This is a genomic window from Bradyrhizobium sp. 40 (genome assembly GCF_023100925.1).
Taxonomy (GTDB): domain Bacteria; phylum Pseudomonadota; class Alphaproteobacteria; order Rhizobiales; family Xanthobacteraceae; genus Bradyrhizobium.
On the sequence record NZ_CP064688.1, the window covers coordinates 3,787,352 to 3,811,527 of the forward strand.

General features: G+C 65.0%; 22 protein-coding genes. 7 read left to right on the forward strand and 15 right to left on the reverse strand.

Translation table 11 applies throughout. From position 1 onward, the window contains the following. Window positions 1-21 precede the first annotated feature (21 nt). The 6 genes from IVB40_RS18440 to IVB40_RS18465 all read right to left on the reverse strand — a co-directional run bounded on the left by IVB40_RS18440 (window position 22) and on the right by IVB40_RS18465 (window position 7,763). Window positions 22-2,010: a TonB-dependent siderophore receptor gene (locus IVB40_RS18440; RefSeq protein ID WP_247815904.1), complete on the reverse strand. Its 1,989-nt coding sequence runs from the start codon at window positions 2,008-2,010 to the stop codon at window positions 22-24. 514 nt (window positions 2,011-2,524) lie between these two features. After that, entirely contained in the window at window positions 2,525-3,190 is a 666-nt protein-coding gene (locus tag IVB40_RS18445; RefSeq protein WP_247815905.1) for a methionine ABC transporter permease, read from the reverse strand. Next, window positions 3,180-4,346: a methionine ABC transporter ATP-binding protein gene (locus IVB40_RS18450; protein ID WP_247815906.1), complete on the reverse strand. Its 1,167-nt coding sequence runs from the start codon at window positions 4,344-4,346 to the stop codon at window positions 3,180-3,182. Before IVB40_RS18450 ends, IVB40_RS18445 begins: the two co-directional genes overlap by 11 nt. A 231-nt stretch (window positions 4,347-4,577) precedes the next feature. Continuing rightward, window positions 4,578-6,050 carry a DASS family sodium-coupled anion symporter gene (locus IVB40_RS18455; RefSeq protein ID WP_247815907.1) on the reverse strand — a complete coding sequence of 491 codons (1,473 nt, stop codon included), beginning with the start codon at window positions 6,048-6,050 and terminating at the stop codon, window positions 4,578-4,580. 113 nt (window positions 6,051-6,163) lie between these two features. After that, a complete protein-coding gene (locus tag IVB40_RS18460) occupies window positions 6,164-6,970 on the reverse strand; it encodes an enoyl-CoA hydratase/isomerase family protein (protein WP_247815908.1) in 807 nt (268 codons plus the stop codon). A 34-nt stretch (window positions 6,971-7,004) separates the two neighbouring features. After that, window positions 7,005-7,763 carry a hypothetical protein gene (locus IVB40_RS18465; protein ID WP_247815909.1) on the reverse strand — a complete coding sequence of 253 codons (759 nt, stop codon included), beginning with the start codon at window positions 7,761-7,763 and terminating at the stop codon, window positions 7,005-7,007. Window positions 7,764-7,825: 62 nt separating this feature from the next. Between IVB40_RS18465 and nthA the strand changes: the two genes are divergently transcribed. From nthA to IVB40_RS18480, 3 genes are read left to right on the forward strand one after another with little or no spacing between them, the layout of a single operon-like run. Continuing rightward, window positions 7,826-8,452 carry a nitrile hydratase subunit alpha gene (gene nthA, locus IVB40_RS18470; protein ID WP_007591118.1) on the forward strand — a complete coding sequence of 209 codons (627 nt, stop codon included), beginning with the start codon at window positions 7,826-7,828 and terminating at the stop codon, window positions 8,450-8,452. Next, entirely contained in the window at window positions 8,449-9,108 is a 660-nt protein-coding gene (gene nthB, locus IVB40_RS18475; RefSeq protein WP_247815910.1) for a nitrile hydratase subunit beta, read from the forward strand. The genes nthA and nthB overlap by 4 nt, the downstream gene beginning before the upstream one ends. Beyond that, window positions 9,108-9,485: a nitrile hydratase accessory protein gene (locus tag IVB40_RS18480; RefSeq protein WP_027566926.1), complete on the forward strand. Its 378-nt coding sequence runs from the start codon at window positions 9,108-9,110 to the stop codon at window positions 9,483-9,485. Before nthB ends, IVB40_RS18480 begins: the two co-directional genes overlap by 1 nt. Window positions 9,486-9,600: 115 nt before the next feature. Here IVB40_RS18480 and queC read toward each other — a convergent pair whose 3' ends face one another. Next, complete coding sequence (gene queC, locus IVB40_RS18485) at window positions 9,601-10,314, reverse strand: 7-cyano-7-deazaguanine synthase QueC (RefSeq protein WP_247815911.1); 714 nt, start codon at window positions 10,312-10,314, stop codon at window positions 9,601-9,603. Between the two features lie 138 nt (window positions 10,315-10,452). On the opposite strand from queC, the gene mazG reads away from it, so the two are divergent. Then, window positions 10,453-11,313 carry a nucleoside triphosphate pyrophosphohydrolase gene (gene mazG, locus IVB40_RS18490; RefSeq protein WP_247397980.1) on the forward strand — a complete coding sequence of 287 codons (861 nt, stop codon included), beginning with the start codon at window positions 10,453-10,455 and terminating at the stop codon, window positions 11,311-11,313. Window positions 11,314-11,463: 150 nt separating this feature from the next. Here the strand turns inward: mazG and hflX are convergent, their stop codons facing one another. The 4 genes from hflX to IVB40_RS18510 all read right to left on the reverse strand — a co-directional run bounded on the left by hflX (window position 11,464) and on the right by IVB40_RS18510 (window position 17,123). Continuing rightward, entirely contained in the window at window positions 11,464-12,846 is a 1,383-nt protein-coding gene (hflX, locus tag IVB40_RS18495) for a GTPase HflX (protein WP_247286079.1), read from the reverse strand. A gap of 11 nt (window positions 12,847-12,857) precedes the next feature. Further along, complete coding sequence (gene hfq / locus IVB40_RS18500) at window positions 12,858-13,106, reverse strand: RNA chaperone Hfq (RefSeq protein ID WP_007591126.1); 249 nt, start codon at window positions 13,104-13,106, stop codon at window positions 12,858-12,860. A gap of 237 nt (window positions 13,107-13,343) precedes the next feature. Then, on the reverse strand, window positions 13,344-14,714 hold the full coding sequence (locus IVB40_RS18505) for a sigma-54 dependent transcriptional regulator (RefSeq protein WP_007591127.1): 1,371 nt from the start codon (window positions 14,712-14,714) through the stop codon (window positions 13,344-13,346). A gap of 15 nt (window positions 14,715-14,729) precedes the next feature. Continuing rightward, on the reverse strand, window positions 14,730-17,123 hold the full coding sequence (locus tag IVB40_RS18510) for a PAS domain-containing sensor histidine kinase (protein ID WP_247397978.1): 2,394 nt from the start codon (window positions 17,121-17,123) through the stop codon (window positions 14,730-14,732). 174 nt (window positions 17,124-17,297) lie between these two features. On the opposite strand from IVB40_RS18510, the gene IVB40_RS18515 reads away from it, so the two are divergent. Further along, window positions 17,298-17,444 (forward strand): hypothetical protein, encoded by a 147-nt coding sequence (locus tag IVB40_RS18515; RefSeq protein ID WP_247286081.1) that lies wholly within the window; start codon window positions 17,298-17,300, stop codon window positions 17,442-17,444. Between the two features lie 168 nt (window positions 17,445-17,612). Here IVB40_RS18515 and ntrC read toward each other — a convergent pair whose 3' ends face one another. The 3 genes from ntrC to dusB are packed head-to-tail and all read right to left on the reverse strand — an operon-like array spanning window position 17,613 to window position 21,238. Continuing rightward, on the reverse strand, window positions 17,613-19,055 hold the full coding sequence (gene ntrC / locus IVB40_RS18520) for a nitrogen regulation protein NR(I) (RefSeq protein WP_027566921.1): 1,443 nt from the start codon (window positions 19,053-19,055) through the stop codon (window positions 17,613-17,615). Between the two features lie 9 nt (window positions 19,056-19,064). Further along, window positions 19,065-20,240 carry a nitrogen regulation protein NR(II) gene (locus IVB40_RS18525; protein ID WP_027566920.1) on the reverse strand — a complete coding sequence of 392 codons (1,176 nt, stop codon included), beginning with the start codon at window positions 20,238-20,240 and terminating at the stop codon, window positions 19,065-19,067. Then, complete coding sequence (dusB, locus tag IVB40_RS18530; protein WP_247819558.1) at window positions 20,237-21,238, reverse strand: tRNA dihydrouridine synthase DusB; 1,002 nt, start codon at window positions 21,236-21,238, stop codon at window positions 20,237-20,239. The genes IVB40_RS18525 and dusB overlap by 4 nt, the downstream gene beginning before the upstream one ends. 281 nt (window positions 21,239-21,519) lie before the next feature. Here dusB and IVB40_RS18535 point away from each other — a divergent pair, with 281 nt between their 5' ends. Next, window positions 21,520-22,701, forward strand: a complete 1,182-nt coding sequence (locus IVB40_RS18535; protein ID WP_247815912.1) for a bifunctional 2-C-methyl-D-erythritol 4-phosphate cytidylyltransferase/2-C-methyl-D-erythritol 2,4-cyclodiphosphate synthase — start codon at window positions 21,520-21,522, stop codon at window positions 22,699-22,701. Window positions 22,702-22,704: 3 nt separating this feature from the next. After that, window positions 22,705-23,313: a CinA family protein gene (locus tag IVB40_RS18540; protein ID WP_247815913.1), complete on the forward strand. Its 609-nt coding sequence runs from the start codon at window positions 22,705-22,707 to the stop codon at window positions 23,311-23,313. An 18-nt stretch (window positions 23,314-23,331) separates the two neighbouring features. Here the strand turns inward: IVB40_RS18540 and IVB40_RS18545 are convergent, their stop codons facing one another. After that, entirely contained in the window at window positions 23,332-23,757 is a 426-nt protein-coding gene (locus IVB40_RS18545; protein WP_027566916.1) for a GFA family protein, read from the reverse strand. Window positions 23,758-24,176: the final 419 nt, after the last annotated feature.

Below are 24,176 nucleotides of genomic sequence, written 5' to 3' on the forward strand. Positions count from 1 at the left end.
CCGGTCTGTCCTCATTCGAACTCACCACCGATACGTCAGCTTGCCGATGGCCTTGCGTCCCTCCGCATAGAAGCAGCCCGACAGGCTGTAGCAGGCGGCGACATAGCGGGTGTCGGCGAGGTTGGTGACGTTCAGCGACAGCCGCCAATTGTCCCTGGTGTAGGCGAGCAGCGCGTCCAGCACGGTCGCGGATCCGACCTTGAACGTGTTGGCGTCATCGCCCCAGGTCGCGCCGACATAGCGGAGGCCGCCACCGAGCTGCAGCCCCGCGAGCGGCCCGGTCTGAAGCGTGTAGTCGTTCCACAGCGAGGCGCGGTTGAGCGGCACGGTGACCGGCGCCTTGCCGACATTGACGGGATCCTGCGTGACCATTGCATCGACATAGGCGTAGGCCGCGCGCAGGTTCCAGCCGTCGGCGAGCGACATCGTGCCTTCGAGCTCAAGGCCGCGCGATTTCACTTGCCCGGTCTGTTCGGCAATGTTGAGCGGAGGCGCAAAGGTGACGACGTTGTCGCGCGTCAGGTCGAAGGCGGCGAAGGTGAACAGCGCGTTCCAGCCGATCGGCTGATACTTGACGCCCACCTCGTACTGCACGCCGGTCTCGGGATTGAGCAGCTGTCCGCTCGGACCGGAGGCGAGCACCGGCAGGAACGATTCCGAATAGCTGAAATAAGGCGCGATGCCGTTGTCGAAATTGTACATCAATGCGGCGCGGCCGGTGAAAGCCGATGCATCCTTCGCGACGGACGTATTAAAGATTCCGCTGTCTACCTGCGTCGTCACGAAATCCTGGCGGCCACTGAGCTGGAACGAGAACCGGCTGAGCTTGATCTGGTCCTGCGCGTAGAGGCCGACTTGCGACTGCTTGACGCCGGTGTCGTCGCTCATGGCGCCCATGGTCCAGTCGTAGCTGTAGACCGGGTTGAAGACGTTGATCTCGGGCGCGGACGTGGTGACGCCAAAGGCTGTGTCGCGGAATGTGGTGTTGCGATAGTCGATCCCGACCAGCGTGGTGTGGCTGAGGAAGCCGGTCGTGAACTTGCCCTGGAGCTGATTGTCCACCGCGAAGGAGTTGATGTAGGAGTTGCTGTAGCTGCCGAAACGCGCGAGCTGTCCCGCGGCCTCGTCGGTATAGCCTCCGCCGAAAAACACCTTCTCCTCGTTGTGCTGATAGGCATAGCGCAAATTCTGACGGAACGTGATGTTGTCGGTGAAATTGTGCGAGAGCTGGTAGCCGGCGGTCGCGATCTCGGTGTTGAACGCGTTGAAGCTCGGCACGCCCGCGAAGAACGAGACCGGGATGGTGCGGCCGTTGATCGGCCACACCGTGCCCGAGGCCGGCAGGAACTGAAGGCCCCACCCTGCCCGGTCGCGCTGGTAGTTCGCGAGGATCGTGATGGTGGTGTCCTCGTTCGGCTTGAACGTGACGGCAGGCGCGATGAAGACGCGGTTGTCCTTGGTGAAGTCGACCTGGGTCTCGCCGTCACGAACGACGCCGGTCAGGCGCCACAGCACCGTGCTGTCCTTGTTGGCGGGACCGCCCATGTCGAACTGGCCCTGATAACGGTTGAAGCTGCCGCCGGAGATCGAGACCTCGCCGAATTGCTGCGCCGTCGGCAGCTTGGTCGCGTAGTTGAGGATGCCGCCGGTGCCGCTGCCGCCATACATCGCCGAGGATGGGCCCTTCAGGACCTCGAGGCGCTCTGCGCCGTAGGGATCGAGGCCGTTGAAGTGCACGTAATTGCTGGAGGGAATCCGCAATCCGTCGACGTAGAGGCCCGACATGGTGGTGTCGAAGCCGCGGATCTGGAGGGCGCCGAAACGGGTATCCGAGCCGCCGTTGACGTCGCCGCTGACACCCGCGGTGTAGCGCAACGCCTCGCCGATCGAGACCGCACCCTGGTTCCTGACCTGGTCGGTCGTGACGACCGAGACGGACTGCGGGGTTTCGATCAGCGGCGTATCCGTCTTGGTCGCGGTGCCGCTGCGCGTCGCAACGAAACCGCGCACCGGACCGTTGGCGCGTTCACCCGTGGCACCGTTCGAGGATGCCGATTGGGTCGGCGCGACTTGCTGCGCCGGAGAGCGACGATTGGCGCGTGCGGTGCGTGTCGCCCCTGAGCGTCGCGTTGATGCGACCGCCGCAGGCCGGGCGCGCTGGGCCGGGGCTTCGACGGTGACGGCGGGAATCTGCGTCTGCGCCTCCACGGCACCGAAGGATACGACGAGAGCAAATGTGCTGGCCGCTCCGAGGAAGAGAGTCTGTATCTGTCGACGACGCGTGTCGGAACGCGAAGCAAGTTGGAAGTTGGTCACGTCGAGGCCCCACGCACTGCCGGCTTCGCCGGTATCGTTTTTGATGCCTCGCCCTAACGCAGGCGATTTCGGAGTGCGATAGGAACTGCGTTAGAATTTCTCCAGACGCGTGCGCAACGCGTGCGACGAATGCGCTCAGTCGTGTTTGGAAGTTTGGAATGTTTCCAGACCGACAAGAACCTGCTTGTTCGAAATGTCTGAAACGGCGTCAGCGATGTCGCAGCCGGCGGTTGACCCGACGCGCGAGATAATCGCCAGCGCTCTGCACCAGCTGCACCAGCGCGATCAGCACCACGACGACGGCGAGCATCATCTCCGGCATGAAGCGCTGATAGCCGTAGCGGATACCGAGATCGCCCAGGCCCCCGCCTCCGACGGCACCGACCATGGCGGAGTAGCCGAGCAGGCTGACCACCGCGAGCGTCAGCGCCAGCAGAAGACCCGGCAACGCTTCGGGGAGCAGCACCTTGAGCACGATCTGCATCGGCGATGCCCCGAACGAGGATGCGGTCTCGATCAGGCCGCCATCGACCTCGCGGATTGCGGCCTCAACCAGGCGCGCGATGAACGGCGCCGATGCGATCGTCAACGGCACGATCGCGGCCGTCGATCCGATCGAGGTGCCGGCCACCAGCCGCGTGAACGGGATGATGGCGACGACCAGGATGATGAAGGGCGTAGACCGTGTCGCGTTGACGACGATGCCGAGCACGCGATTGACGAGAGGCGCCGCGAACAGCTCGCCTTTCCGGCTGGTCGCGAGAAAGACGCCGAGCGGCAGGCCGAAGGCGGTGCCGACCAGAGCGGCGAGCCCGACCATGTACAGGCTCTCGCCGGTCGCCTGGACGATCAGGTTGATGAGTTCAGGCGACATAGCCGAGACGCTCCGCGGGGAATTGATATTGTGACAGCCAGGCCAGCGTGCGCGTCGTCGCGTCCTCGCCGCTGGACATGCCGAGAGGGATACCTAGCGTCAGTGAGCCCACATGCTGGCCGCCGATCTCGTCGATGCGGGCCGACAGCAGCGACACGTCGAGGCCGAGTTCGCGCGCGAGCCGCGCCACCAGCGTGTCGCCTCTCCCTGCCCCGCGCACCTGGACGCGGATCACGGCCTGTCCGCCCGCAGGCGGCTCCGAAACGATACGGCTCGCCAGCGACACCGGCAGGCTGTCGCCTATCACCTCGGCCAGGAAGGATTGCGTGATCGGATGCTTGGGGTGGGTGAAGATGTCGGCGACTTGGCCGCTCTCGACGACGCGGCCGGCATCGAGCACCACGATGTCCTTGGCGAGCTGGCGCACCACGGACATCTCGTGGGTGATCAGCACGATGGTCACGCCGAGCTCGCGGTTGATGTTCGCGAGCAGATCGAGGATCGCCCGCGTGGTCTGCGGATCGAGCGCCGAGGTCGCCTCGTCCGACAGCAGCACGCTCGGCCGCGTCGCCAAGGCTCGCGCGATGCCGACGCGCTGTTTCTGGCCGCCGGAGAGTTCGGACGGGTAGCGGTCGTGCTTGTCGGCGATGTCCACCAGCGCAAGCAGCTCGGCGACGCGGGCTTTGATGTCGGCCTTGGCCCAGCCGGCAATCTCGAGCGGCAGCGCGATATTAGCGGCCGCGGTGCGCGAGGACAGCAGGTTGAAGTGCTGGAAGATCATGCCGCTCGAGCGCTGCGCCAGCCGCAAGTCTCGGCCCGCGAGCGCCGAGATATCTCTGTTATCGACGATGACGCGGCCCGTGGTCGGCCTCTCCAGGCCGTTGATGAGCCGGACCAGGCTCGATTTGCCGGCGCCGGAGCGGCCGATGACGCCGGTGATCGAACCGCGCGGGATCGCGAAGTCGATGTTTTGCAGGGCATTGACGCCGGGCTTGTCGCGATAGGCCGGATAGGTTTTCGAGATGCCTTCGAAGCGGACCATCGCGTCAGGCGCAGTCGCGGCAGGCGAGATCGCCTGACCTGAGATCGCGTCAGGTTTTTCGATCGGCTGTCCGATCGCGAGCGACGGCTGGACGTTCATGGAGGCGGCCTTCATGCACAATAGTTCCGCTTGCCTCTGGGGGCATCCGGGAACCGGTCGCATCAAGCGACGGAGAGTGAAACCGCGATGAGGACTCGGCTGGAGCGCGCTGCACCGCAGCAGGCACCATCCCCCTTTCAGGTCTCTCTGGCAATGTCAGATATTTGTGGGGAATTGGACGAAGTTTTCCGAATTTCTCCCCACTGAAGAAAATTCATCTGCCGCCGTCTTGGCCTTCGCCCCGGCTCAGGTGACCCGCAACCAGGGCCATACGATCAGCAGGAGCCCCGCGAAATAGAGCACCCCGAAAATCAGCCCAAAACCCCAGAACTGACCCTTGCCGATATAGCCACTGCCGAAATACATCGGCGCCGGCCCGGTCGCGTAAGGCGAGATCACGCCCATCAGGCCGAGCGAATACATGCAGAGCATGGCGAGCGTCGTGACCGGCAGGTCGGGGATGCCGGATCCGACCGCGAGTACCACGGGCAGCACGGCGGCGGCATGCGAGGTGATGCTCGAGAAGAAATAGTGGATCCAGAAGAACAGCGCGACCAGCAGGAGCATCGCGGTCGACGGCGATAGCCCCGCGAGCGGCTTTGCATATTCGGTCGCGAACCATTTGATGAAGCCGATCTCGTTGAGGCCCGAAGCCAGCGTCAGCAGCGAGGTGAAATAGAAGAACACCTCCCAGGCGCCCTTCTCGGCGACGATGTCGGCAAACTCGATCACGCCCGTCACCAGCATCAGCGAGATCACGATGAACACGACGGTGGTGGCGTTGACGAAATTCGAGCCCAGAAGCGGTACGCGGATGTCCGGGCTCGAGCCCGCGATCCACAGGAACATCGCGAGCAGGATCAGCGCCAGCATGATCCATTCGTTGCGCGACATCGGGCCCATCTCCGCGAGCTCCTTCGATGCCCATTCGGAAATTTCCGGGCTGCTCTTCACCTCGGGGCGGCAGACCGCGTAGCTGAGCAGCGGGACCAGCACCATCAGGAGGAGGCCGAGCGGCGCAAAGCCGATGAACCACTGCGCCCAGCTGACGTCGATTCCGACGGTCTTCTTGGCGATGGCAAGCGCCGCTGCATTGGGCGCGAGCGCGGTGAAAAACAATGAGCTGGTGACGGCGGTCGACGCGAACGCGGTCCACATCACGTAGGTGCCGATCTTGCCGGCGGTCGGTCCCGGCTCGGAGCCGTAGATGCGCGGGATGTTGCTGATGATGGGATAGACGATGCCGCCGCTGCGCGCGGTGTTGGACGGTGTCGCCGGCGCCAGCAAAAAGTCCGACATCGCCACTGCATAGCCGAGACCGAGCGTGTTGGTGCCGAGCTTTTGCACCAGCACGAGCGCAATACGCCGGCCCAGGTGGCTCTTGCGATACCCGATCGAGAACACGAAGGCGCCGACGATCAGCCACACCGTGCTCTCGGCAAAGCCCGCCAGCATCCAGCGCAGCGACTTGGTCGGATCGGGATCGATATAACCGCCGACGCCGGCAACCGTCAGCCCGATCAGGCCGACCGCGCCGACCGGCATCGATTCCAGGATGAGCCCGGTGATGACGGCCGCGAAGACGGCAAAATAGTGCCACTGATTGACGTTGAGCCCTGCCGGCACCGGCCACAGATAGATCACCAGCCACACCGCGAGCGGCGCGATCAGCTTCCAGCGAAACCCTTTCGCCTGAGGCGCCTGCGAGCTAGTGGCCATGGGCCCTCCCCTCGATCGTCGTTGTCGTCTGCCGGCCCGTTGATCGGGCCTATTTTGTCCCAGCGCCGCGTATACGGATAGTCCGCGGCGCAATCAATGGCCCGAGCCTGCTTCTACCGCCCTCTGAACTTCGGTTTGCGTCGCGTCAGGAACGCCTCGACGCCCTCCTTGTGGTCCTCGCTAAGGCTTGCCAGGGCGAACTGGTCGACGTCCATGTGGCTGGCGAGATTATCCAGCGCATGCGCCAGCCGGTTGACCGTGAGTTTCGTCATGGCAACGGAGAGCGGCGGCTGCGCTGCCACCTTGCGCGCAAGCTCCATCGCGGCATCGAACGCATGGCCGGGATCGACCACCTGCTCGACCAGGCCCCACTCATAGGCTTCATCCGCGCTGATGCGCTGATCGGCCAGGATCACCGCCTGCTTGGTCCGAGCCGGGCCGATCAGATGCAGCATGCGCGGAATGCTTTGCCAGCTCATGTTCATGCCGAGCCCGATCTCGGGCACCCGCAGATGGGCATCGCGTCCCATGACGCGGAAGTCGAGCGCGACGGCGAGCGCCACGCCGCCGCCGACGCAAAAGCCCTCGATGGCGGCGATCGTGATCTGCTCCATCTCCTGCCAGGCGTGGGTCAGGCGCGGTCCGAGCTTGAGATGCCGCCGCAGCGTGCCGAGGTCCATGTCCTTGCGCGAGCGGCCTTCGGCATCCTTGAGGTCGAAGCCGGCGCTGAACGCAGCCGCGCTGCCTGTCAGCACCACGACAGAGGTTGCGGCGTCATCCTCGAAACTGCGCGCGGCTGCGGTGAGCTGGCGCAGCGCCTCTGGCGATAGCGCATTGATGCCGTCGCCGCGGTCGAACCGCACCACCGCAATCCGCCCCTCCGATCCGAGGCCCTTCTCCACCTTGACATAGTCAGGCAACGCAATCTCCCTTGTTCTTGGGTCTTCCTGGTGCTCACAGATGCCCGGTACGCCGATGTTCGGGTTCGCTTCCATGGACCGGAAACCGGACCGTGGTCCCGATGGTGATCCAGTTGGCATTTTCCCCGGTGATGTTGCGGCCGTAGATCACATCGACGGAGAAGATCTCGTTCGGCCGGTAGCGGACGCCGGTCTGGAAACGCGGCTGCACGATGCTTGCGATCTCGGAGGCGCCGGCCTGCCCGTACGCCTCGATCGTCCATTGCAGGGTGTCGGTGAATTTCCAATCGAAGCCGATGCCGTAGGTCAGGTAATGGCGATCCACCGTGCGATCCCAGAGCCAGCCGCCATTGACGTTGATGCGCATGGTCTCGGACAGGCGGAGGGTCGCGGGGATGACGGCAAAGGCGGATAGCGCCTCGCCGGTCGCCGCGTCGAACGATCCGCCGCCATAGGCCGACAATCCCCACCGGCCGATCCCGGTCGGGATGAAATTCGTCTTGGCTTTTGGCGCGACCGTCGTGCTCCAGTCGCCATCGCTCCGGGCTCGGATGGTCTGCAGGCTCAGCTCGATCGGCCTGAAGGGATCGACGACACAGGAGGGATTGGCGACCGCCGAAAAATCCGTGTTGGAAGCCGTCGACAGCCAGCTCTCCACCTTGCAGGAGCCGACCTCGGAAATGTCGGCGGCATCGACCGCATAGGCGCCATTCGCGGCGCGCGCATCCTGCGCCGCGAATGCGCCAAGAGCCGCGATTGCGGCGGTTATCCCAGTTCTTGCAGCCCAGCCCATGCCGCGATGTTAGCAGAGTCTTCGCCTCGACAACGCCCGGATTCTGGGACTATCTTCGCCCTATGAGCGACCATCATCATCACCACGATCACGACCATTCCGAGCTGTCGGAGACCGAGCTGCGCGTGCGCGCGCTCGAGACGATCCTGACCGAAAAAGGCTATGTCGAGCCGGCCGCGCTCGACGCCATCATCCAGGCCTATGAGACCCGGATCGGTCCCCATAACGGCGCGCGCGTCGTCGCCAAGGCCTGGAGCGATCCGGCTTTCAAGACGGCACTGCTGGAGGACGGCTCGAAGGCGATCGGCACGCTCGGCCATGTCAGCCGCGTCGGCGACCACCTCGTCGTGGTCGAGAACACGCCGCAGCGTCACAACATGGTCGTGTGCACACTGTGCTCCTGCTACCCCTGGGAAATGCTGGGGCTGCCGCCGGTCTGGTACAAGGCCGCGCCCTATCGCTCCCGCGCGGTGAAGGACCCGCGCGGCGTGCTCGCCGATTTCGGCGTGCAGGTCGCCAAGGACGTTGAAATCCGGGTATGGGATTCGACCGCCGAAACGCGCTTTCTTGTGCTGCCGATGCGCCCCGCGGGGACCGATGGCTGGAGCGAGGAGCAGCTCGCCGAGCTGGTCACGCGCGATTCCATGATCGGCACCGGCTTTCCCAAAGCGCCCGGAGCGCCGTCATGAACGGCGTGCACGACATGGGCGGCATGGACGGCTTCGGCAAGGTCGAGCCCGAGCCCGACGAGCCGGTGTTCCACGAGGAATGGGAGTCGCGTGTTCTCGCCATGGTGCGTGCGATGGGCGCAGCCGGCGCCTTCAACATCGACACCTCGCGCTTCTATCGCGAGACGATTCCGCCGCACGTGTACCTGTCGAGCTCCTATTACAAGAAATGGTTTCTCGGGCTCGAGGAGATGCTGATCGAGAAAGGCTATCTCACCCGGGAGGAAGTCGCCGCCGGCCATGCGATGCAGCCGTCCAAGGCGCTCAAGCACGGCAAGTTCGATCTCGGCCAGGTCGAGCGCATCATGGTGCGCGGCAAGTTCGCCCGCCCTGCCCCGGCACTGGCGAAATACAAGATCGGTGACAAGGTCCGCGCGAAGAACATTCATCCGGCGACCCACACGCGGCTGCCGCGCTACGTGCGCGGCCATGTCGGCGTCGTCGAGCTCAATCATGGCTGCCACGTATTTCCGGACTCGGCGGCGATGGAGCTCGGCGAGAATCCGCAATGGCTCTACACGGTGGTATTCGAGGGCCGCGATCTCTGGGGCGCGGACGGCGATCCGACCTCGAAAGTCTCGATCGATGCGTTCGAGCCGTATCTGGACCCGGCGTGATGAGCAGCACGGCTGCTGCTGCCGCGACGGCAGCCATCCCGAGCATTCCGCGCGACGATGACGGCCCCGTGTTCCGCGCGCCCTGGGAAGCGCACGCCTTCGCGATGGCGCTGACGCTGCACGAGCGCGGCGTGTTCACCTGGCCCGAATGGGCGGCAGCCCTGGCCTCCGAGATCAAGCGCGCGCAGGCGGCCGGCGATCCCGATACTGGCGAGACCTACTATCTCCATTGGCTCGCCACGCTGGAAGGTCTCGTCGCGCGCAAGGGCGTTGCGTCTGCGGAGACGCTGCATCGCTACCGCGACGCCTGGGATCACGCGGCAGATCGCACCCCGCACGGCAAGCCGATCGAGCTGAAGGCGGAGGATTTTCGGTAAGATCGCGCACACCCGTCATTGTGAACGTAGCGAAGCAATCCAGAATCCCTCAGCAGAGGCAGTCTGGATTGCTTCGTCGCAAGAGCTCCTCTCAATGACCGCGGAGTGAGGCACCTCACCGCCCCGCCACGTACTCCCGCCACCCCTTTGCCCGCAGGCTGCACGCAGGGCACTCGCCGCAGCCGCATCCCCAATCATGCTGCGCGCCGCGTTCGCCGAGATAGCAGGTGTGCGACTGCTCGCGGATGAGATCGACCAGCCCGTCGCCGCCGAGCTCATGGGCGAGCTTCCACGTCGCGGCCTTGTCGATCCACATCAGCGGTGTGTGCAGCTCGAACTTGCGGGCCATGCCGAGCGACAGCGCGGCCTGCATCGCGCGAATGGTGTCGTCGCGGCAATCGGGATAACCGGAATAGTCGGTCTCGCACATGCCGCCGACGATGTGACTGATGCCGCGCCGGTAGGCCAGTGCCGCGGCGAATGTCAAGAACACCAGATTGCGGCCGGGCACGAACGTGTTCGGCAGGCCGTCGGCGCCCATCGCGATCGCGACGTCGCGCGTCAGCGCCGTCTCGGATACGGCCGCGAGCGTTGGGATCGACAGCGTGTGGCTCTCGCCAAGCCTGGAAGCCCAATCCGCGCGCAGATCCTTGATGCCGTCGAACAGTCCGTTACGGCAGGCAAGCTCGATGGCGTGGCGCTGGCCGTAATCAAACCCCAGCGTCTCCACGCGCGCAAACCGGTTCAGCGCCCAGGCAAGGCAGGTGGTGGAATCCTGGCCGCCGGAGAACAGCACCAATGCGGTTTCGGATGAAAATACGTCGCTCATGGCCCGCGCTTTAGCATTGCGCACGCTGCTCGCCAATCCGGCCCGCCAACCGGTGGAAATCACCCTGTTCCGCCGCGCTGCGCTGGGAACGGGAGCTCGCTTTTGGCATAAGGCTTGGGAGCCAGGAGACTGCCCGCAATGACCCCTTCCCGCGACATTTCCCGCCTGATCGAGATCATGGCGGCGCTGCGCACACCGGTGACAGGCTGCCCCTGGGACCTCGAGCAGAATTTTGCGACCATCGCGCCCTATACGATCGAGGAAGCCTATGAGGTGGTCGAGGCCATCAGCCGCGGCGACCTCGACGATCTCTGCGAGGAGCTCGGCGACCTGCTGCTCCAGGTCGTCTTCCACGCCCAGATGGCGTCTGAGCAGAACGCGTTCGCGTTTGGAGATGTCGTCGAGGCCATCACGCGAAAAATGATCCGGCGCCATCCTCACGTTTTCGCCGACAAGGAGGGCAACCTCGCCTCCTCCCACGTCAAGGAGGTCTGGGACCGCATCAAGGCGGAGGAGAAAGCCGAGCGCGCTGCGCGCCGGCCGCCGCAGGAAGCGTCGTCGCACAAATCGCTGCTGTCAGGCGTGAAGGCCGGCCAGCCCGCGCTGACGCGCGCCATGGAGCTGCAGCGCAAGGCCTCCACTGTCGGCTTCGACTGGAACGATCCGCGCGCGGTGCTGGCAAAAATCCGCGAGGAAGCCGACGAGATCGAGGCCGCGCTCGACCGCGACGACAGCGAGGGCCTCGCGGAAGAGACCGGCGACCTGATGTTCGCGCTGGTCAATCTCGCCCGCCATGTCGATGCCGATCCGGAAGCCGCGCTTCGCGCGACCAACGCGAAGTTCGAGCGCCGGTTTGGGTTTATCGAGCGGGCGCTGGAGGCGCAGGGCCGCACGCTGGAGCAAGCGTCGCTCGCCGAGATGGACGCGTTGTGGAACGCGGCGAAGAGCGAGGAGAAAAGCGCCGCACCGGCCGAGAAAAGCAACCAGGCGCGCGGCTAACTCCGTCGTCGTCCCGGCGAAGGCCGGGACCCATAACCACAGGGAGGAGTTGGGCGAAGGCTTGGAGTGAAAATGTTCGTCGGTATGAAGACCGCCTTGCCTCGATGGATCACGCGGTATGGGTCCCGGCCTTCGCCGGGACGACACCTGTTATGCCGACAGTCGCGGCACGGCGTCAAACCGGTTCACCACGATATCCCGCTTGGTCTCGTCCACCCGGACCGTCATGTCGAAGCGGCCGTCGTGCAGCTCTTTCGCCAGCACCTCGGAATTCCGATGCAGCCAGCTGATGCCGGCGCCGTCGGAGGCATCGATCGAGAGGTCGAGCGTGATGCGCTTGGCAGCCAAGCGCTCCTCGATCGCGGCGAGCAGTGCGTCGACCCCCTCGCCCGACACGGCCGACACCAGCATCGCCGGATGATCCTCCGGCCTGCGCGCCGCGATGTTCAAAAGCTCTTCGCGCTGTTCGGGACCATAACGGTCGATCTTGTTCCAGACCTCGATGATGCGGCCTGAGTCATCGGGATTGATGCCGAGCTGGCGCAGCACGGCGTCGACGTCGCTCTGCTGCGCCTCGGCGTCGTCGTGCGAGATGTCGCGCACATGCAGGATGACGTCGGCTTCCAGCACCTCCTCCAGCGTGGCGCGGAAGGCGGCGACGAGCTGTGTCGGCAAATTGGAGATGAAACCGACGGTGTCCGACAGCATCGCCTTGCCGCCATGCGGCAGGGTGAGCGCACGCAGGGTCGGATCCAGCGTGGCGAACAGCATGTCGGCGGCCTGCACGTCGGCGCGGGTCAGGCGGTTGAACAGCGTCGACTTGCCGGCATTGGTGTAGCCGACCAGCGCCACGACGCGGTACGGCACGCGCTGGCGGCCTGCGCGATGCAGGCGGCGTGTGGCCTGCACCTTCTTCAGCTCGCCCTCGAGCTTGGAGATGCGCTCCTGGATCAGGCGGCGGTCGGCTTCGATCTGGGTCTCGCCGGGACCGCCCATGAATCCAAAGCCGCCGCGCTGGCGTTCGAGATGGGTCCATGAGCGCACCAGGCGCGAACGTTGATAGTTGAGATGCGCGAGCTCGACCTGGAGCGAGCCTTCCTTGGTCTTGGCGCGGCGGCCGAAGATTTCCAAAATGAGCCCGGTGCGATCGAGCACCTTTGCCTGCAGCTCCTTCTCGAGATTGCGCTGCTGGATCGGCGCAAGCGCGCAATCCATCACCACGAGCTCGACGTCGAGGCTCTTGGCGAGCGCAGCGATCTCCTCGACCTTGCCCTTGCCGATATAGGTCGCAGGGCGGATCTGGTTGATCGGCGCGATGATGGCATCGGCAACGACGAGATCGATCGCGCGCGCGAGGCCGGCAGCTTCGTCGAGCCGGGCTTCCGCGTCACGCAGGACATGAGCTTCCGATTGCGCGTCGGCATTGCCTGCGCGCACCCGCAAATAGGGACCGATGACAAGCACCCGCCCCGTCTGCGTACCCCCTGCCGACCGCGGACGGTCGGCATCCCCGTCGAAATTCCGGGGTTCCAATCAGATCACTCTCAAGCCGGCTGGTCCTCGCCGCCTTCGAACAACTGGATCGGAGCGCCCGGCATGATGGTCGAGATCGCATGCTTGTAGACGAGCTGCGAGTGACCGTCGCGCCGAAGCAGCAAACAGAAATTGTCGAACCAGGTCACGATGCCCTGGAGCTTCACTCCGTTGACCAGAAAGATCGTCAGTGGCGTTTTGGTTTTGCGAACGTGATTAAGGAAGGTGTCCTGCAGGTTTTGTGCGCGGTCTGCCGCCATTGTTTTTTTCTCGCTTTGAGTTTCTTTTTATTGCGCCGGTTGCGGCCCTCTTTTGAAAATTCGGGGTCCTCGTCCGGTGCCGTCCCTCATGAGATCCCCCTCGGAGGGACAGCGGTTCGATTAGAGGACAGGTAGGCTTATTAGGCAAGCCGCTTCACGCGGCAGCCCACGCCGTATTGCCCCGAAAAACTACGGAAATCGATGATTTTCCTCGCCTATTCCAACGACGTCGCAGCGTCAGCCGACGCCGAGCGCCTTCAACTTCCGGTGCAGTGCCGAGCGTTCCATGCCAACAAACTCGGCCGTGCGAGAAATATTTCCTGAGAAACGGCTGATCTGTGCAATCAAATAGTCGCGCTCGAACACTTCGCGCGCTTCGCGCAGCGGCAGGCCCATGATGTGCTCGCCATTGTTGCTGGTCGGCATCGCCGGCACCATGGAGCCGACATCCTGCGGCAGCATGTCGGCAGTGATGATGACCTCAGGCCCGCCCGCGGCCAGAATCATGACTCTCTCAACGTTGTTGCGGAGCTGGCGCACATTGCCCGGCCAGACATGCGACTGCAGCACCGCCATCGCGTCCTGGCCGATCTGCCGCTTGGGCAGGCCGCTGCCCGCGGAGATCTGCTCCATGAAATAGTCGATCAATTCCGGAATGTCCTCACGCCGCTCCGACAATGCGGGCACGCGGATCGGCACCACCGAGAGCCGATGATAGAGATCCTCGCGGAAATGGCCGGCCGCGATCTCCTCTTCCAGATTGCGCGCGGTGGAGGAGATGATGCGGACGTCGACCTGGACCTTGCCGTTGCCGCCGACGCGCTGGAACGACTGCTCAACCAGCACGCGCAAGATCTTGTTCTGGGTCTCGCGCGGCATGTCCGCGATTTCGTCGATGAACAGCGTGCCGCCGTGGGCCTCTTCGAGCGCGCCGGGCTTGCGCGCGTGCTCGCCGTTGGACTGCTCGATGCCGAACAGCTCGTGCTCCATCCGCTCGGGCGTGATCGCAGCGGCGTTGATGACGACGAAGGGGCCGTCGGCGCGGCCCGAGGCCGTATGCAACGTGCGGGCGGTCAGTTCCTTGCCGGCGCCGGCGGGACCGACAATCAGGATGCGGCTGTTGGCCTTGGCCGCACGCTCGATGGTCTGGCGCAGCTGGTTCATGCTGGGCGAGCGGCCGACCAGCGAGCTTGCGCTCGGCGCGAGCTGCTTCAGCTCCTTGACCTCGCGCTTGAGCCGCGAGTTCTCCAGTGCACGGTTGGCGACCAGGATCAGCCGGTCGGTCTTGAACGGCTTCTCGATGAAGTCGTAGGCCCCACGCTTGATCGCGGCGACCGCGGTCTCGATGTTGCCGTGGCCGGAGATCATCACGACCGGGAGATCGGGGTTGTCCTTCTTGACCTGCTCCAGCAGCTGCAAGCCGTCGAGCTTGGAGCCCTGCAGCCAGATGTCGAGGAACACCAGATGCGGCCTGCGGTTGGCGATCTCGGCGAGCGCCGTATCGCTGTCGCGCGCGGTCCGGGTCACGAAGCCCTCGTCTTCGAGGATGCCCGCAACGAGATCCCGAATATCGGCCTCATCATCGACAATCAGAATTTCACTTGCCATGGGTCGCCTGTTTTCTCAGCTGCCTGTTGAGGCTTCGATCTTCGTTGAATCATTGGTCTTTTCAGCCGGCTCTTTGGTTTCGACGGCCGCCTGCTTTGTTTCCGGATCCTTGACGGATTGCGTGGCCGTTTCGCCGCTTTCCGGCTTGGTCGTTGCCCCGCCCGCCGGTTCGGCCCCCTCGGTTTTCGCGGGAGCGCCGGAGATCGCAAAACGCATCCGCATCCAGGCCCCGCGTTGGCCCTCGCGGAAGTCCGAGGCATCCTTCAGTTCGATACGCCCGCCATGGTCTTCCAGCACGCGACCGACGATCGCGAGCCCAAGGCCGGTGCCCTTGGCGCGTGTCGTCACATAGGGCTCGAGCAGGCGCGAGCGCGCCACCTTGGGCAGGCCGATGCCGTTGTCGACGACGTCGATCAGCACGTCCTCGCCCTCGCGCGAGACCACGACGTCGATCCGGCCTTTGCCGAGCTCCTCCAGGGGAACCTGCTCGATCGCCTCGGTGGCGTTCTTGACGATGTTGGTGACGGCCTGCGAGATCAGCCGCCGGTCGAACTGGGCGCGCAGCGGGTCTTCCTTGAATTCGGCCTCGATATCGATCTCGGGATGGGCGACCTTCATCAGGAACACCGCCTGCCGCACTGCGTCGGCGACGTCCTCACCCTCCATCACCGGCTTCGGCATCCGCGCGAAGCGCGAGAACTCGTCGACCATGCGGCGGATATCGTCGACCTGACGCACGATGGTGTCGGTGCACTGTTCGAAGATCTGCTTGTCCTTGCCCTCGGTGATGTCCTTGCCAAATTTGCGGCGAATGCGCTCGGCGGAGAGCTGGATCGGGGTCAGCGGGTTCTTGATCTCATGCGCGATGCGGCGCGCGACGTCGCCCCAGGCCGAGGTGCGCTGCGCCGAGACCAGTTCGGTGATGTCGTCGAGCGTGATGATGTAGCTGTCGTGCGGCTGGCTGGTCTTCTCGGCGCTGACGCGGACCGACAGATTGCGTTCCTGCCCGTCCCGCGTGATCGTGATCTGCCCCTGCACCAGGCGCTGGGTCCCTTCCCGCGCCGTCTTCATCATCTCCTCGAGCTCGGGCAGCACGTCGGAGAGCGGATGGCCGAGCGTCTCGGCTTCGGAGTGCCCGATCAGCTTTTCGGCGGAACGGTTGAGAATGCCGACGCTGCCTGAATTATCCACGCCGATGATGCCGGCGCTCGCGGACGACAGCACCGCCTCGATGAAGCGGCGGCGGCTGTCGATGAGGTCGCTGGCGTTGACGAGCTCGTCGCGCTGGCTGCGCAACTCCTCCGTCATCTTGTTGAAGGTCTCACCCAGCTGGGCGAGGTCGCCTTCCGACTGGTGCACCGGCACTTTCACATGGAGATCGCCTGTCGAGACCGTCTGGGCCGCGTTCATCAGTCGCCGGATCGGCGAGACCAGCGAGTTGGCGAAGTTGAGGCCGATCAGCACCGAGGCCATCAGGATGGTCAGCGCGATCACCGCGAACATCAGCGCGAACGCGACCTGGATGCCGAGCCGGCGCGACTCGATCTGGGCGTATTCGGCGACGCTGACCTCGGTCTGCTTGAGCTGGTTGACGACATTCGGATCGAGCGGCCGCGCGACGTAGAGGAAGGTGTCGCTGAAGGCGCGCAAGCGGACCACCGCGGCGACGAAGCTCGCATCGGGCAGCACCGCGATCTCGGGCTCGGATTCGTTGACGTTGCTGAGGAAGTCCGGCGCCGGCGGCGAATAGGCCAGCCGCATGCCGGTATCGGCGGATTCGAGAATGTTGGTGTTCTTGTCGATGATCATCGCGCCCGGCAAATTGCGCGAGGCGGCGCTGGACGTCAGCAATTCGCGAAAAGAGCGGCGATCCTGGTCGTAGAGCGGCCGGGCGTGGGCGATGTCGTTGGCCATGCCGAGAATGTCGCCCCGGATCAGCTGCGCGTGGTCCTGCATGTAGGCGCGCGCGATCGTCAGCGAATTCTGGATCACCTCCTTGGTCGGGCCGGAGAACAGGCGGTCGAGGCCGCGCTCGATGGTGACGTTGGCGACGACGGCGACCAGCACCGCCGGCAGCACCGCCACGATCGAGAACAGGCTGACGATCTGGACATGGAGGCGCGCCGCCGCCCTGCCCCGCCGTCGCGCCAGGATCAGCTGCCAGAGCTCGCGGATGATGATGCCGACCAGCAGCAGGATCGTGCCCGCATTGATCAGATAGAACGAGCGGACAACCGCAGGGGTCGGCTCGATCGACGTGAGGCCGGTCAGGACCAGGAATGTCAGGCAGGCCGACAGCAGGGCCAGCGCCACGGCGAACGGCGCCAGCCAGCGTCGCGCCGACCAACGCCGGGGCTCTTCAGCTGGGGCCGTGTCAAAGGATGCGGCCGAGGTGTCTGCGCTGGTCATTCCGGCAATGGGTGCTGAAAAACGGGGTCCGCGGCGGGCGGATACTGATGTATTCGTACCACATTGTTGCCGAATTGCGACAATTCCGCGGCGCCCTCGCCGCGACCGACCCGCGCATCCACAGCGACATGCCGGAGGGCGGGAACGCATTCCGGCCCTCACGGCTTGACCAGCATGCACAGGTTCTTTCTCGCAATGATGGTGTCGGCCGTGCTGCTGCTGATCGTGGCGGCCGACCTCCTGGTCAACGGTGTCGGGGTGCAGGAGCCCAATGCGAACGTCGCCAGCGCGATACAGGTCGCAGGCCGGTTTGTCAGATAGGTGTGAGGTCGCATCCCGCGGCTGAAATCATCGTTTGAATGTTCCTGAGGAACATTTCAGTCCGGTCCGGACTTCTGCTCACCGCGTCAGCCACAACGGCCAGCGCGATCCGGACAGGCTCAGCTCCGCTTGGTAGGGGGAGCTGAGCCACCGTCCGTTGCGGGGATGCTACCCCCCGCTCCGGTACACCTGGATATCGAGATCCCGGATCTTCTTCCGCAGCGTGTTGCGGTTGAGGCCGAGCAGATCGGCCGCGCGGATCTGGTTGCCGCGGGTGGCGGCGAGCGCGGCCGTGAGTAGCGGCACCTCGATCTCTTTCAAGATGCGGTGATAGAGGCCCGGCGGCGGCACGCCGTTCGGGAAGCCCTGAAAGTGCGAGGAGAGATACGCTTCCACGGCGCCGCCGAGATTGTCGACGCCATGCTGGACTGCGGCACCCGGGCTGACCGTAGGTGGCGCCAACTCGCCGTCGATGACGGAGCCCGTGATCACGTCCTGCGGATAAAGCGCCGCGAGGCGACGGGCGAGGTTCTCGAGCTCGCGCACGTTGCCCGGCCAGCGGTGCTGCTTCATCCGCTCCAGCGCCAGCGCGTCGAGCTTCTTCGGCGGCAGTCCGTCCTTCTCGGCCAGCGCGAAGAAATGACGGATGAGATCCGGCAGATCTTCGATGCGCTCGCGCAACGGCGGCAGCCGCAGCGGCACGACGTTGAGACGGAAGAACAGATCTTCGCGGAACAGGCCCTGCTGGATCAGGACGCGCAGATCCTTGTTGGAGGCCGCGACGATGCGCACGTCGGTCTTGATCGGGGTGCGGCCGCCGACCGTGGTGTATTCGCCCTGCTGAAGCACGCGCAGCAGGCGGGTCTGCGCCTCCATCGGCATGTCGCCGATCTCGTCCAGGAACAGCGTGCCGCCCTCGGCCTGCTCGAAGCGGCCGGAGGCGCGGGTGTTGGCGCCGGTGAAGGCACCGCGCTCGTGTCCGAACAGTTCGGACTCGATCAGGTCGCGCGGGATTGCCGCCATGTTGACCGCGACGAACGGGCCGTTGCGGCGCTTGCCGTAGTCGTGCAGCGCGCGCGCCACCAGCTCCTTGCCGGTACCGGACTCGCCCGTGATCATCACGGTGAGGTCGGTCTGCATCAGGCGCGCCAAGACACGATAGATCTCCTGCATCGCCGGCGAGCGGCCGACCAGCGGGATCGCCTCCATCTCGGCGTCCTCGTTCGGCGTCGAGACCCGCTCCTTCGGCTCGGCCAGCGCGCGGCCGACGATGGCGATCAGCTCCTTCAGGTCGAAGGGTTTCGGCAGATATTCATAGGCGCCGCGCTCGGAGGCGCGGATCGCCGTCATGAAGGTGTTTTGCGCGCTCATGACGATGACAGGCAAATTCGGCCGCATCTTCTTGATCCGCGGCAACAGGTCGAACGCGTTCTCGTCGGGCATCACCACGTCGGTGATGACGAGATCGCCCTCCCCCTGGCTGACCCATCGCCACAGCGTCGCGGCATTGCCGGTCAGCCGCACCTCGTAGCCGGCGCGCGATAGTGCCTGGTTGAGAACCGTGCGGATGGCGGTGTCGTCATCAGCAACGAGAATGCTACCTGCGGGCATCGTTAATCCTCATTTTGCCCCCTGTGACGCAGACGACGACTTCCCGGCAGAGCCGTCGCGACTGCTTTGATCGGCATGTTTCACCGATGTGGAATACATCGGCATCAGCACGCGGAAGGTGGTCTTCCGCGGCTGAGATTCGCATTCGATGATGCCCCCGTGATCCCCGATGATCTTTGCGACCAGCGCGAGGCCCAGACCCGAGCCGGTCTGCTTGGTGGTGACGAAGGGATCGAACAGATTTGGCAGAAGATCGTCCGGCACGCCTGGTCCGTTGTCCTTCACGCAGAATTCGAGCGGCAGGGATACACGGGATTTTTGACCGGGGACTGACAGCCGCACGCCGGGGCGAAACGCGGTGGTGAGCTGGATTTCGCCGTCGGGAACGTCGATCAGCGCTTCGGCGGCGTTCTTCACCAGGTTGAGGAACACCTGGATGAGCTGGTCCTGGTTCGCCAGCACCGGCGGCAGCGAGGGATCGTAGTCCTCGACGAAGCGGATGTTGCGGGCAAAGCCGGACTGCGCCAGCCGTTTGACGTGATCGAGCACCGAATGGATGTTGACGGGGCCGCGCACCACGGGGCGCTCGTCGCCGAACACCTCCATGCGGTCGACCAGCGTCACGATGCGGTCGGCCTCATCGCAGATCAGCCGCGTCAGCATGCGGTCTTCCGAGGAGGCCTGCTGCTCCAGGAGCTGCGCCGCGCCGCGGATGCCGGAGAGCGGGTTCTTGATTTCATGCGCCAGCATCGCGGCGAGCGCGATGACCGAGCGCGCGGCGCTGCGATGGGTGAGCTGGCGGTCCATCTTGTCGGCGATGGAGCGCTCCTGGAGCATCACCACGATATGGCCGGGCCGTTCCGTGACGGGGGCAACATGCAGATCGACCTGGCGATCTCCGCCCATGCGTGGCGTGCCCAGATCGACCTTGTATTCGTTGACCGGCGCGTTCGACGAACGCACCTGATCGATCAGCGCCAGCAAGGGGCTGCCGAACGGCACCAGCTCTTTCAGCGACTGCCGCTTCAAAAACTGCGTCGAGATATCGAAGAAGGCTTCGGTTGCGATGTTGGCGGCGACGATCTTGCCGTCCGGTCCGATCATGAGCACGGGATTGGGCAGTGCATCCAGGATGGCATCGCTGTCGGACGGAAACGGCCGACGATGTTCAGCGGCTGAGCTCATGCAGCGGCGCTCCATGCGAAGTCGTCGAAGGCATCTTGCAGTGACCGGTGGACAAGGCGCGGATCCTCCGAGGTGAGGATTTTCTGGCGCCAGGATTTCAGTTTCTCGGCCGGCGCGCGGCTCACATCGGCCGCGACGTCGAGCGCCCAGCCCAGATGTTTTCGCGCGTGCCGCAGACCGATGCGCAGGCCGTAGAGCGCGCAGACGCCCTCATAAAGCGTGCGGACGTAATGCAGCTGCGTCTCGAGCGACGGCGTGGCTTCCGCCGCCCCGCCCCTCAAGCGCCGGCCGATCTGGCCGGGCAGCCAGGGCTGGCCCTGCGCACCGCGGCCGATCATCACGGCATCGGCGCCGGAGGCCTCTAACGCCGCGAGCGCCTTCTCGAAAGTGGTGATGTCGCCATTGACGACGAGCGGAATGGAGATGGCCTCGCGTACGGCGCGGATCGCGTCCCAATCGGCCTCGCCCTTGTAGAACTGGCAGCGGGTGCGGCCGTGCACGGTGACGAGCTTGATGCCTGACGCCTGCGCGCGACGCGCCAGTTCCGGCGCATTGCGGGTGCGGTCGTCCCAGCCGAGCCGCATCTTCAGCGTCACCGGTATCTTTACCGCCGCGATCGTCGCTTCGATCAGGCTGACGGCGTGGTCGAGGTCGCGCATCAAGGCGGAACCGGACTGGCCGCCGGTGACGTGACGGGCCGGACAGCCCATGTTGATGTCGATAATGTCGGCGCCGTCGGCTTCGGCAATCCGGGCGCCCTCTGCCATCCAGTGCGTCTCGCAACCGGCGAGCTGGACCACGTGCGGACCGATCCCGGTGGCTTCGCAGCGCAACCGGGACATCCGATGGCCATTGGCGAGTTCGTCGCTGGCCGTCATTTCGGACACCACCAGACCGGCTCCCAACTCCGCGGCCAGCCGGCGGACGGGCGAGTCAGTCACCCCCGACATCGGCGCCAGGAAGACCGGGGTGGCGACATCAATATCGCCTATCTTCAATGGCTTAGAGCCTGATACTGCCGAGCCGGTCACAGGGGTCTCGTTCCGTTGGCAGCGCCTCATCGCGCCTGCCATGACCTATCTTGCGCACAATTCTTGTGCAGTCAAGCGTCATGCCTACAGTTTAGACAGTTCTGACAATCTTTCAAGTGCGGTGCAGCAAAATGCTGTTTCCCACAATCCGGGGAAACCCCCTTTTTTTGCGGGCCTGCCGTGCTAGAGGCATGCGGCAATCACCCCACCCCCGACTCTCTTCATCACCAAATGAGTATTTGAGTCCTATGGCGAAATCACAGCGCACCGCAGTCGTCCTCGTCGCGGCCGGACGCGGCCTGCGCGCAGGCGCCGGCGGCCCCAAGCAATATCGCGAGATCGGCGGCGTGCCGGTGATCTATCGCGCCATGGAGGCCTTCAGCCGTCATGCGGACGTGTTCGCGGTTCAGCCGGTCGTGAACCCCGACGACGGCGCCATGTTCACGGCGGCGGTCGCAGGGCTCAGCCACGAGGCGCCGGTCAAGGGCGGCGCGACCCGACAGGCCTCGGTGCTCGCGGGTCTCGAAGCGCTCGCCAGGCACAAGCCCGACATCGTGCTGATCCACGACGCCGCGCGCCCCTTCGTTTCGGAAGGCGTGATCACCCGCGCGATCGATGCGGCCAGCCGCACCGGCGCCGCGATCCCCGCCGTTCCCGTCACCGACACCATCAAGGTCACCGGCGAGAACGGTAATGTCGAGGACACGCCGGACCGGGCGCGGTTGCGGATCGCACAGACGCCGCAATCCTTTCGCTTCGACGTCATCCTCGAAGCCCATCGTCGCGCGGCCCAGGATGGACGCAGCGATTTCACCGACGATGCCGCGATTGCCGAATGGGCGGGATTGACGGTTGCAACCTTTGAAGGCGATGTTGCCAATATGAAGCTCACCACTCCCGAGGATTTCGTGCGCGAGGAAGCGCGGCTGGCCAGCCTGCTCGGCGATATCAGGACCGGTACGGGCTATGACGTCCACGCCTTCGGCGAGGGCGACCATCTCATGATCTGCGGCGTGCGCGTTCCGCACACCAAGGGCTTCCTGGCCCATTCCGACGGCGATGTCGGCCTGCATGCGCTGGTCGACGCCATCCTCGGCGCGCTCGCCGACGGCGACATCGGATCGCACTTTCCGCCCAGCGACGCGAAGTGGAAGGGCGCCTCCTCCGACCAGTTCTTGCAATACGCCGTCGAGCGCGTTACCCAGCGCGGCGGCCGCATCGCCAATCTCGAGGTCACCATGATCTGCGAGCGGCCGAAGATCGGCCCCTTGCGCGACACCATGCGCGGGCGCATCGCCGAGGTTTCCGGCGTCGACATCTCGCGCGTCGCGGTCAAGGCGACCACCAGCGAACGGCTCGGCTTCACCGGTCGCGAGGAAGGCATCGCGGCCACCGCGAGCGCCACCATCCGTCTGCCCTGGAGTGTCTAGGCCATGGCCGGCAGCGACGCACGCGCCCTCTCCCGCTCGTTGCTCGATCTGTGCCGGATGCGCAAGCTGACGATCGCGACCGCGGAATCCTGCACCGGCGGCCTCGTCGCGGGCGCGCTGACCGACATCCCCGGTTCGTCCGATGTCATCGATCGCGGCTTCGTCACCTATTCCAATGATGCCAAGCGCGCGATGCTCGGAGTCGAGGCGAGCACGCTCACCAATTTCGGGGCCGTCAGCAGGGAGACCGCAACCGCGATGGCGGTCGGCGCGCTGGAACGCGCCGGCGTCGATCTCGCCGTCGCCATCACCGGCATTGCCGGCCCCGGCGGTGCCACGCCCGGCAAGCCGGTTGGCCTCGTGCATTTCGCCGTTGCCGCGCGCGACGGCCGCATCGCCCATCGGGAGCACCGCTTCGGCGCGATTGGACGCACCGCCGTCCGTCAGCGCTCCGTGGTTGAGGCCCTGCGCATGCTGATGGATCTCGCCCGCGGCCCGGCCCAGGCCAAGCCCCGCCGTGAAGCCGCGGTAACCCGCCTGCGCCCGCGCGTGACACGCTCGCCGCGCCGACATGTGGCGAAGCGCAGGCCGCCGCGGTCGCCGCGCGGCTGAGCCAGGCAACCACCACCGTCAGTCGGCCGAAATGAAGCGGAGCGTGCCGGCCCGCCGCGTCGGCTGGCCGGTGTCGTTGGTGTGGTTGATGCCGTCCATGACCGGCACCTCAGTGAAATCGAACGGGCTTACCCCATCCAGGCAGGCGACGTTGACGGCATAGAGAGATTGGTCGGATCGTCGCTGATGGTGCGTGTAGATTCCGCAACGGGAACAGAAGAAGTGCTGCGCTGATCCGGTATGGAAGCGGTAGCTTGTGAGCGCATCCTCGCCCTGGAGGAACTTGATCCCGCCCATTGCCGCCATGACGACGACGGCGCCGCGCATGCGGCAGTAGGAGCAGGTGCAGCGGCGGATCGAATTGAAGCCGTCGCTGAGCGTCGCCTCGAAACGCACCGTGCCGCAATGGCACTGGCCAGCCCGAACGTTCGTGTCGCCCATCATGTTGCCGATGTCTCCCGTTGCTGTCGCTTGTACGATATCCCAGATTGGGAAACCAAGCCCGTCACGCGGCCGAGCAGCATTCCACGCGAACGGTCCCGCAGCCCGGATGGCGCGAAGCGCATCCGGGCCACAAGACGTTTGCGTTCCCCGACGGGCAAAACACACAAACAACGGGTCAATCCGCTCGCGCAAAGATATTCCATTTTACCGAAATTCGGCTTTGGCGTATTCAGCCCGCACCTCATCCCTGTCAGAGGGGCGTATCGCGATCGTCACGAAACGTGGGATGAGCTGCGGTGGACGCTAGTCACATCGGCGCGAAGGGCTTCGCCGGGCGGGAAACCGTGAGCGAGGGTGTCGCGCACACGACCGATGCTGACAGCGTACGGCAAAACCGTGTCGTCCTGACGCCCGGGGTC

Coding starts and splice junctions, on each gene's coding strand:
- IVB40_RS18445 (WP_247815905.1), bottom strand. CDS start 3,190: ATGTCGCCTGAACTCATCAACCTGATCGTCCAGGCGACCGGCGAGAGC.
- IVB40_RS18450 (WP_247815906.1), bottom strand. CDS start 4,346: ATGAAGGCCGCCTCCATGAACGTCCAGCCGTCGCTCGCGATCGGACAG.
- IVB40_RS18455 (WP_247815907.1), bottom strand. CDS start 6,050: ATGGCCACTAGCTCGCAGGCGCCTCAGGCGAAAGGGTTTCGCTGGAAG.
- IVB40_RS18465 (WP_247815909.1), bottom strand. CDS start 7,763: ATGGGCTGGGCTGCAAGAACTGGGATAACCGCCGCAATCGCGGCTCTT.
- nthA (WP_007591118.1), top strand. CDS start 7,826: ATGAGCGACCATCATCATCACCACGATCACGACCATTCCGAGCTGTCG.
- nthB (WP_247815910.1), top strand. CDS start 8,449: ATGAACGGCGTGCACGACATGGGCGGCATGGACGGCTTCGGCAAGGTC.
- IVB40_RS18480 (WP_027566926.1), top strand. CDS start 9,108: ATGAGCAGCACGGCTGCTGCTGCCGCGACGGCAGCCATCCCGAGCATT.
- queC (WP_247815911.1), bottom strand. CDS start 10,314: ATGAGCGACGTATTTTCATCCGAAACCGCATTGGTGCTGTTCTCCGGC.
- mazG (WP_247397980.1), top strand. CDS start 10,453: ATGACCCCTTCCCGCGACATTTCCCGCCTGATCGAGATCATGGCGGCG.
- hfq (WP_007591126.1), bottom strand. CDS start 13,106: ATGGCGGCAGACCGCGCACAAAACCTGCAGGACACCTTCCTTAATCAC.
- IVB40_RS18505 (WP_007591127.1), bottom strand. CDS start 14,714: ATGGCAAGTGAAATTCTGATTGTCGATGATGAGGCCGATATTCGGGAT.
- IVB40_RS18510 (WP_247397978.1), bottom strand. CDS start 17,123: ATGACCAGCGCAGACACCTCGGCCGCATCCTTTGACACGGCCCCAGCT.
- IVB40_RS18515 (WP_247286081.1), top strand. CDS start 17,298: ATGCACAGGTTCTTTCTCGCAATGATGGTGTCGGCCGTGCTGCTGCTG.
- ntrC (WP_027566921.1), bottom strand. CDS start 19,055: ATGCCCGCAGGTAGCATTCTCGTTGCTGATGACGACACCGCCATCCGC.
- IVB40_RS18525 (WP_027566920.1), bottom strand. CDS start 20,240: ATGAGCTCAGCCGCTGAACATCGTCGGCCGTTTCCGTCCGACAGCGAT.
- IVB40_RS18535 (WP_247815912.1), top strand. CDS start 21,520: ATGGCGAAATCACAGCGCACCGCAGTCGTCCTCGTCGCGGCCGGACGC.
- IVB40_RS18540 (WP_247815913.1), top strand. CDS start 22,705: ATGGCCGGCAGCGACGCACGCGCCCTCTCCCGCTCGTTGCTCGATCTG.
- IVB40_RS18545 (WP_027566916.1), bottom strand. CDS start 23,757: ATGATGGGCGACACGAACGTTCGGGCTGGCCAGTGCCATTGCGGCACG.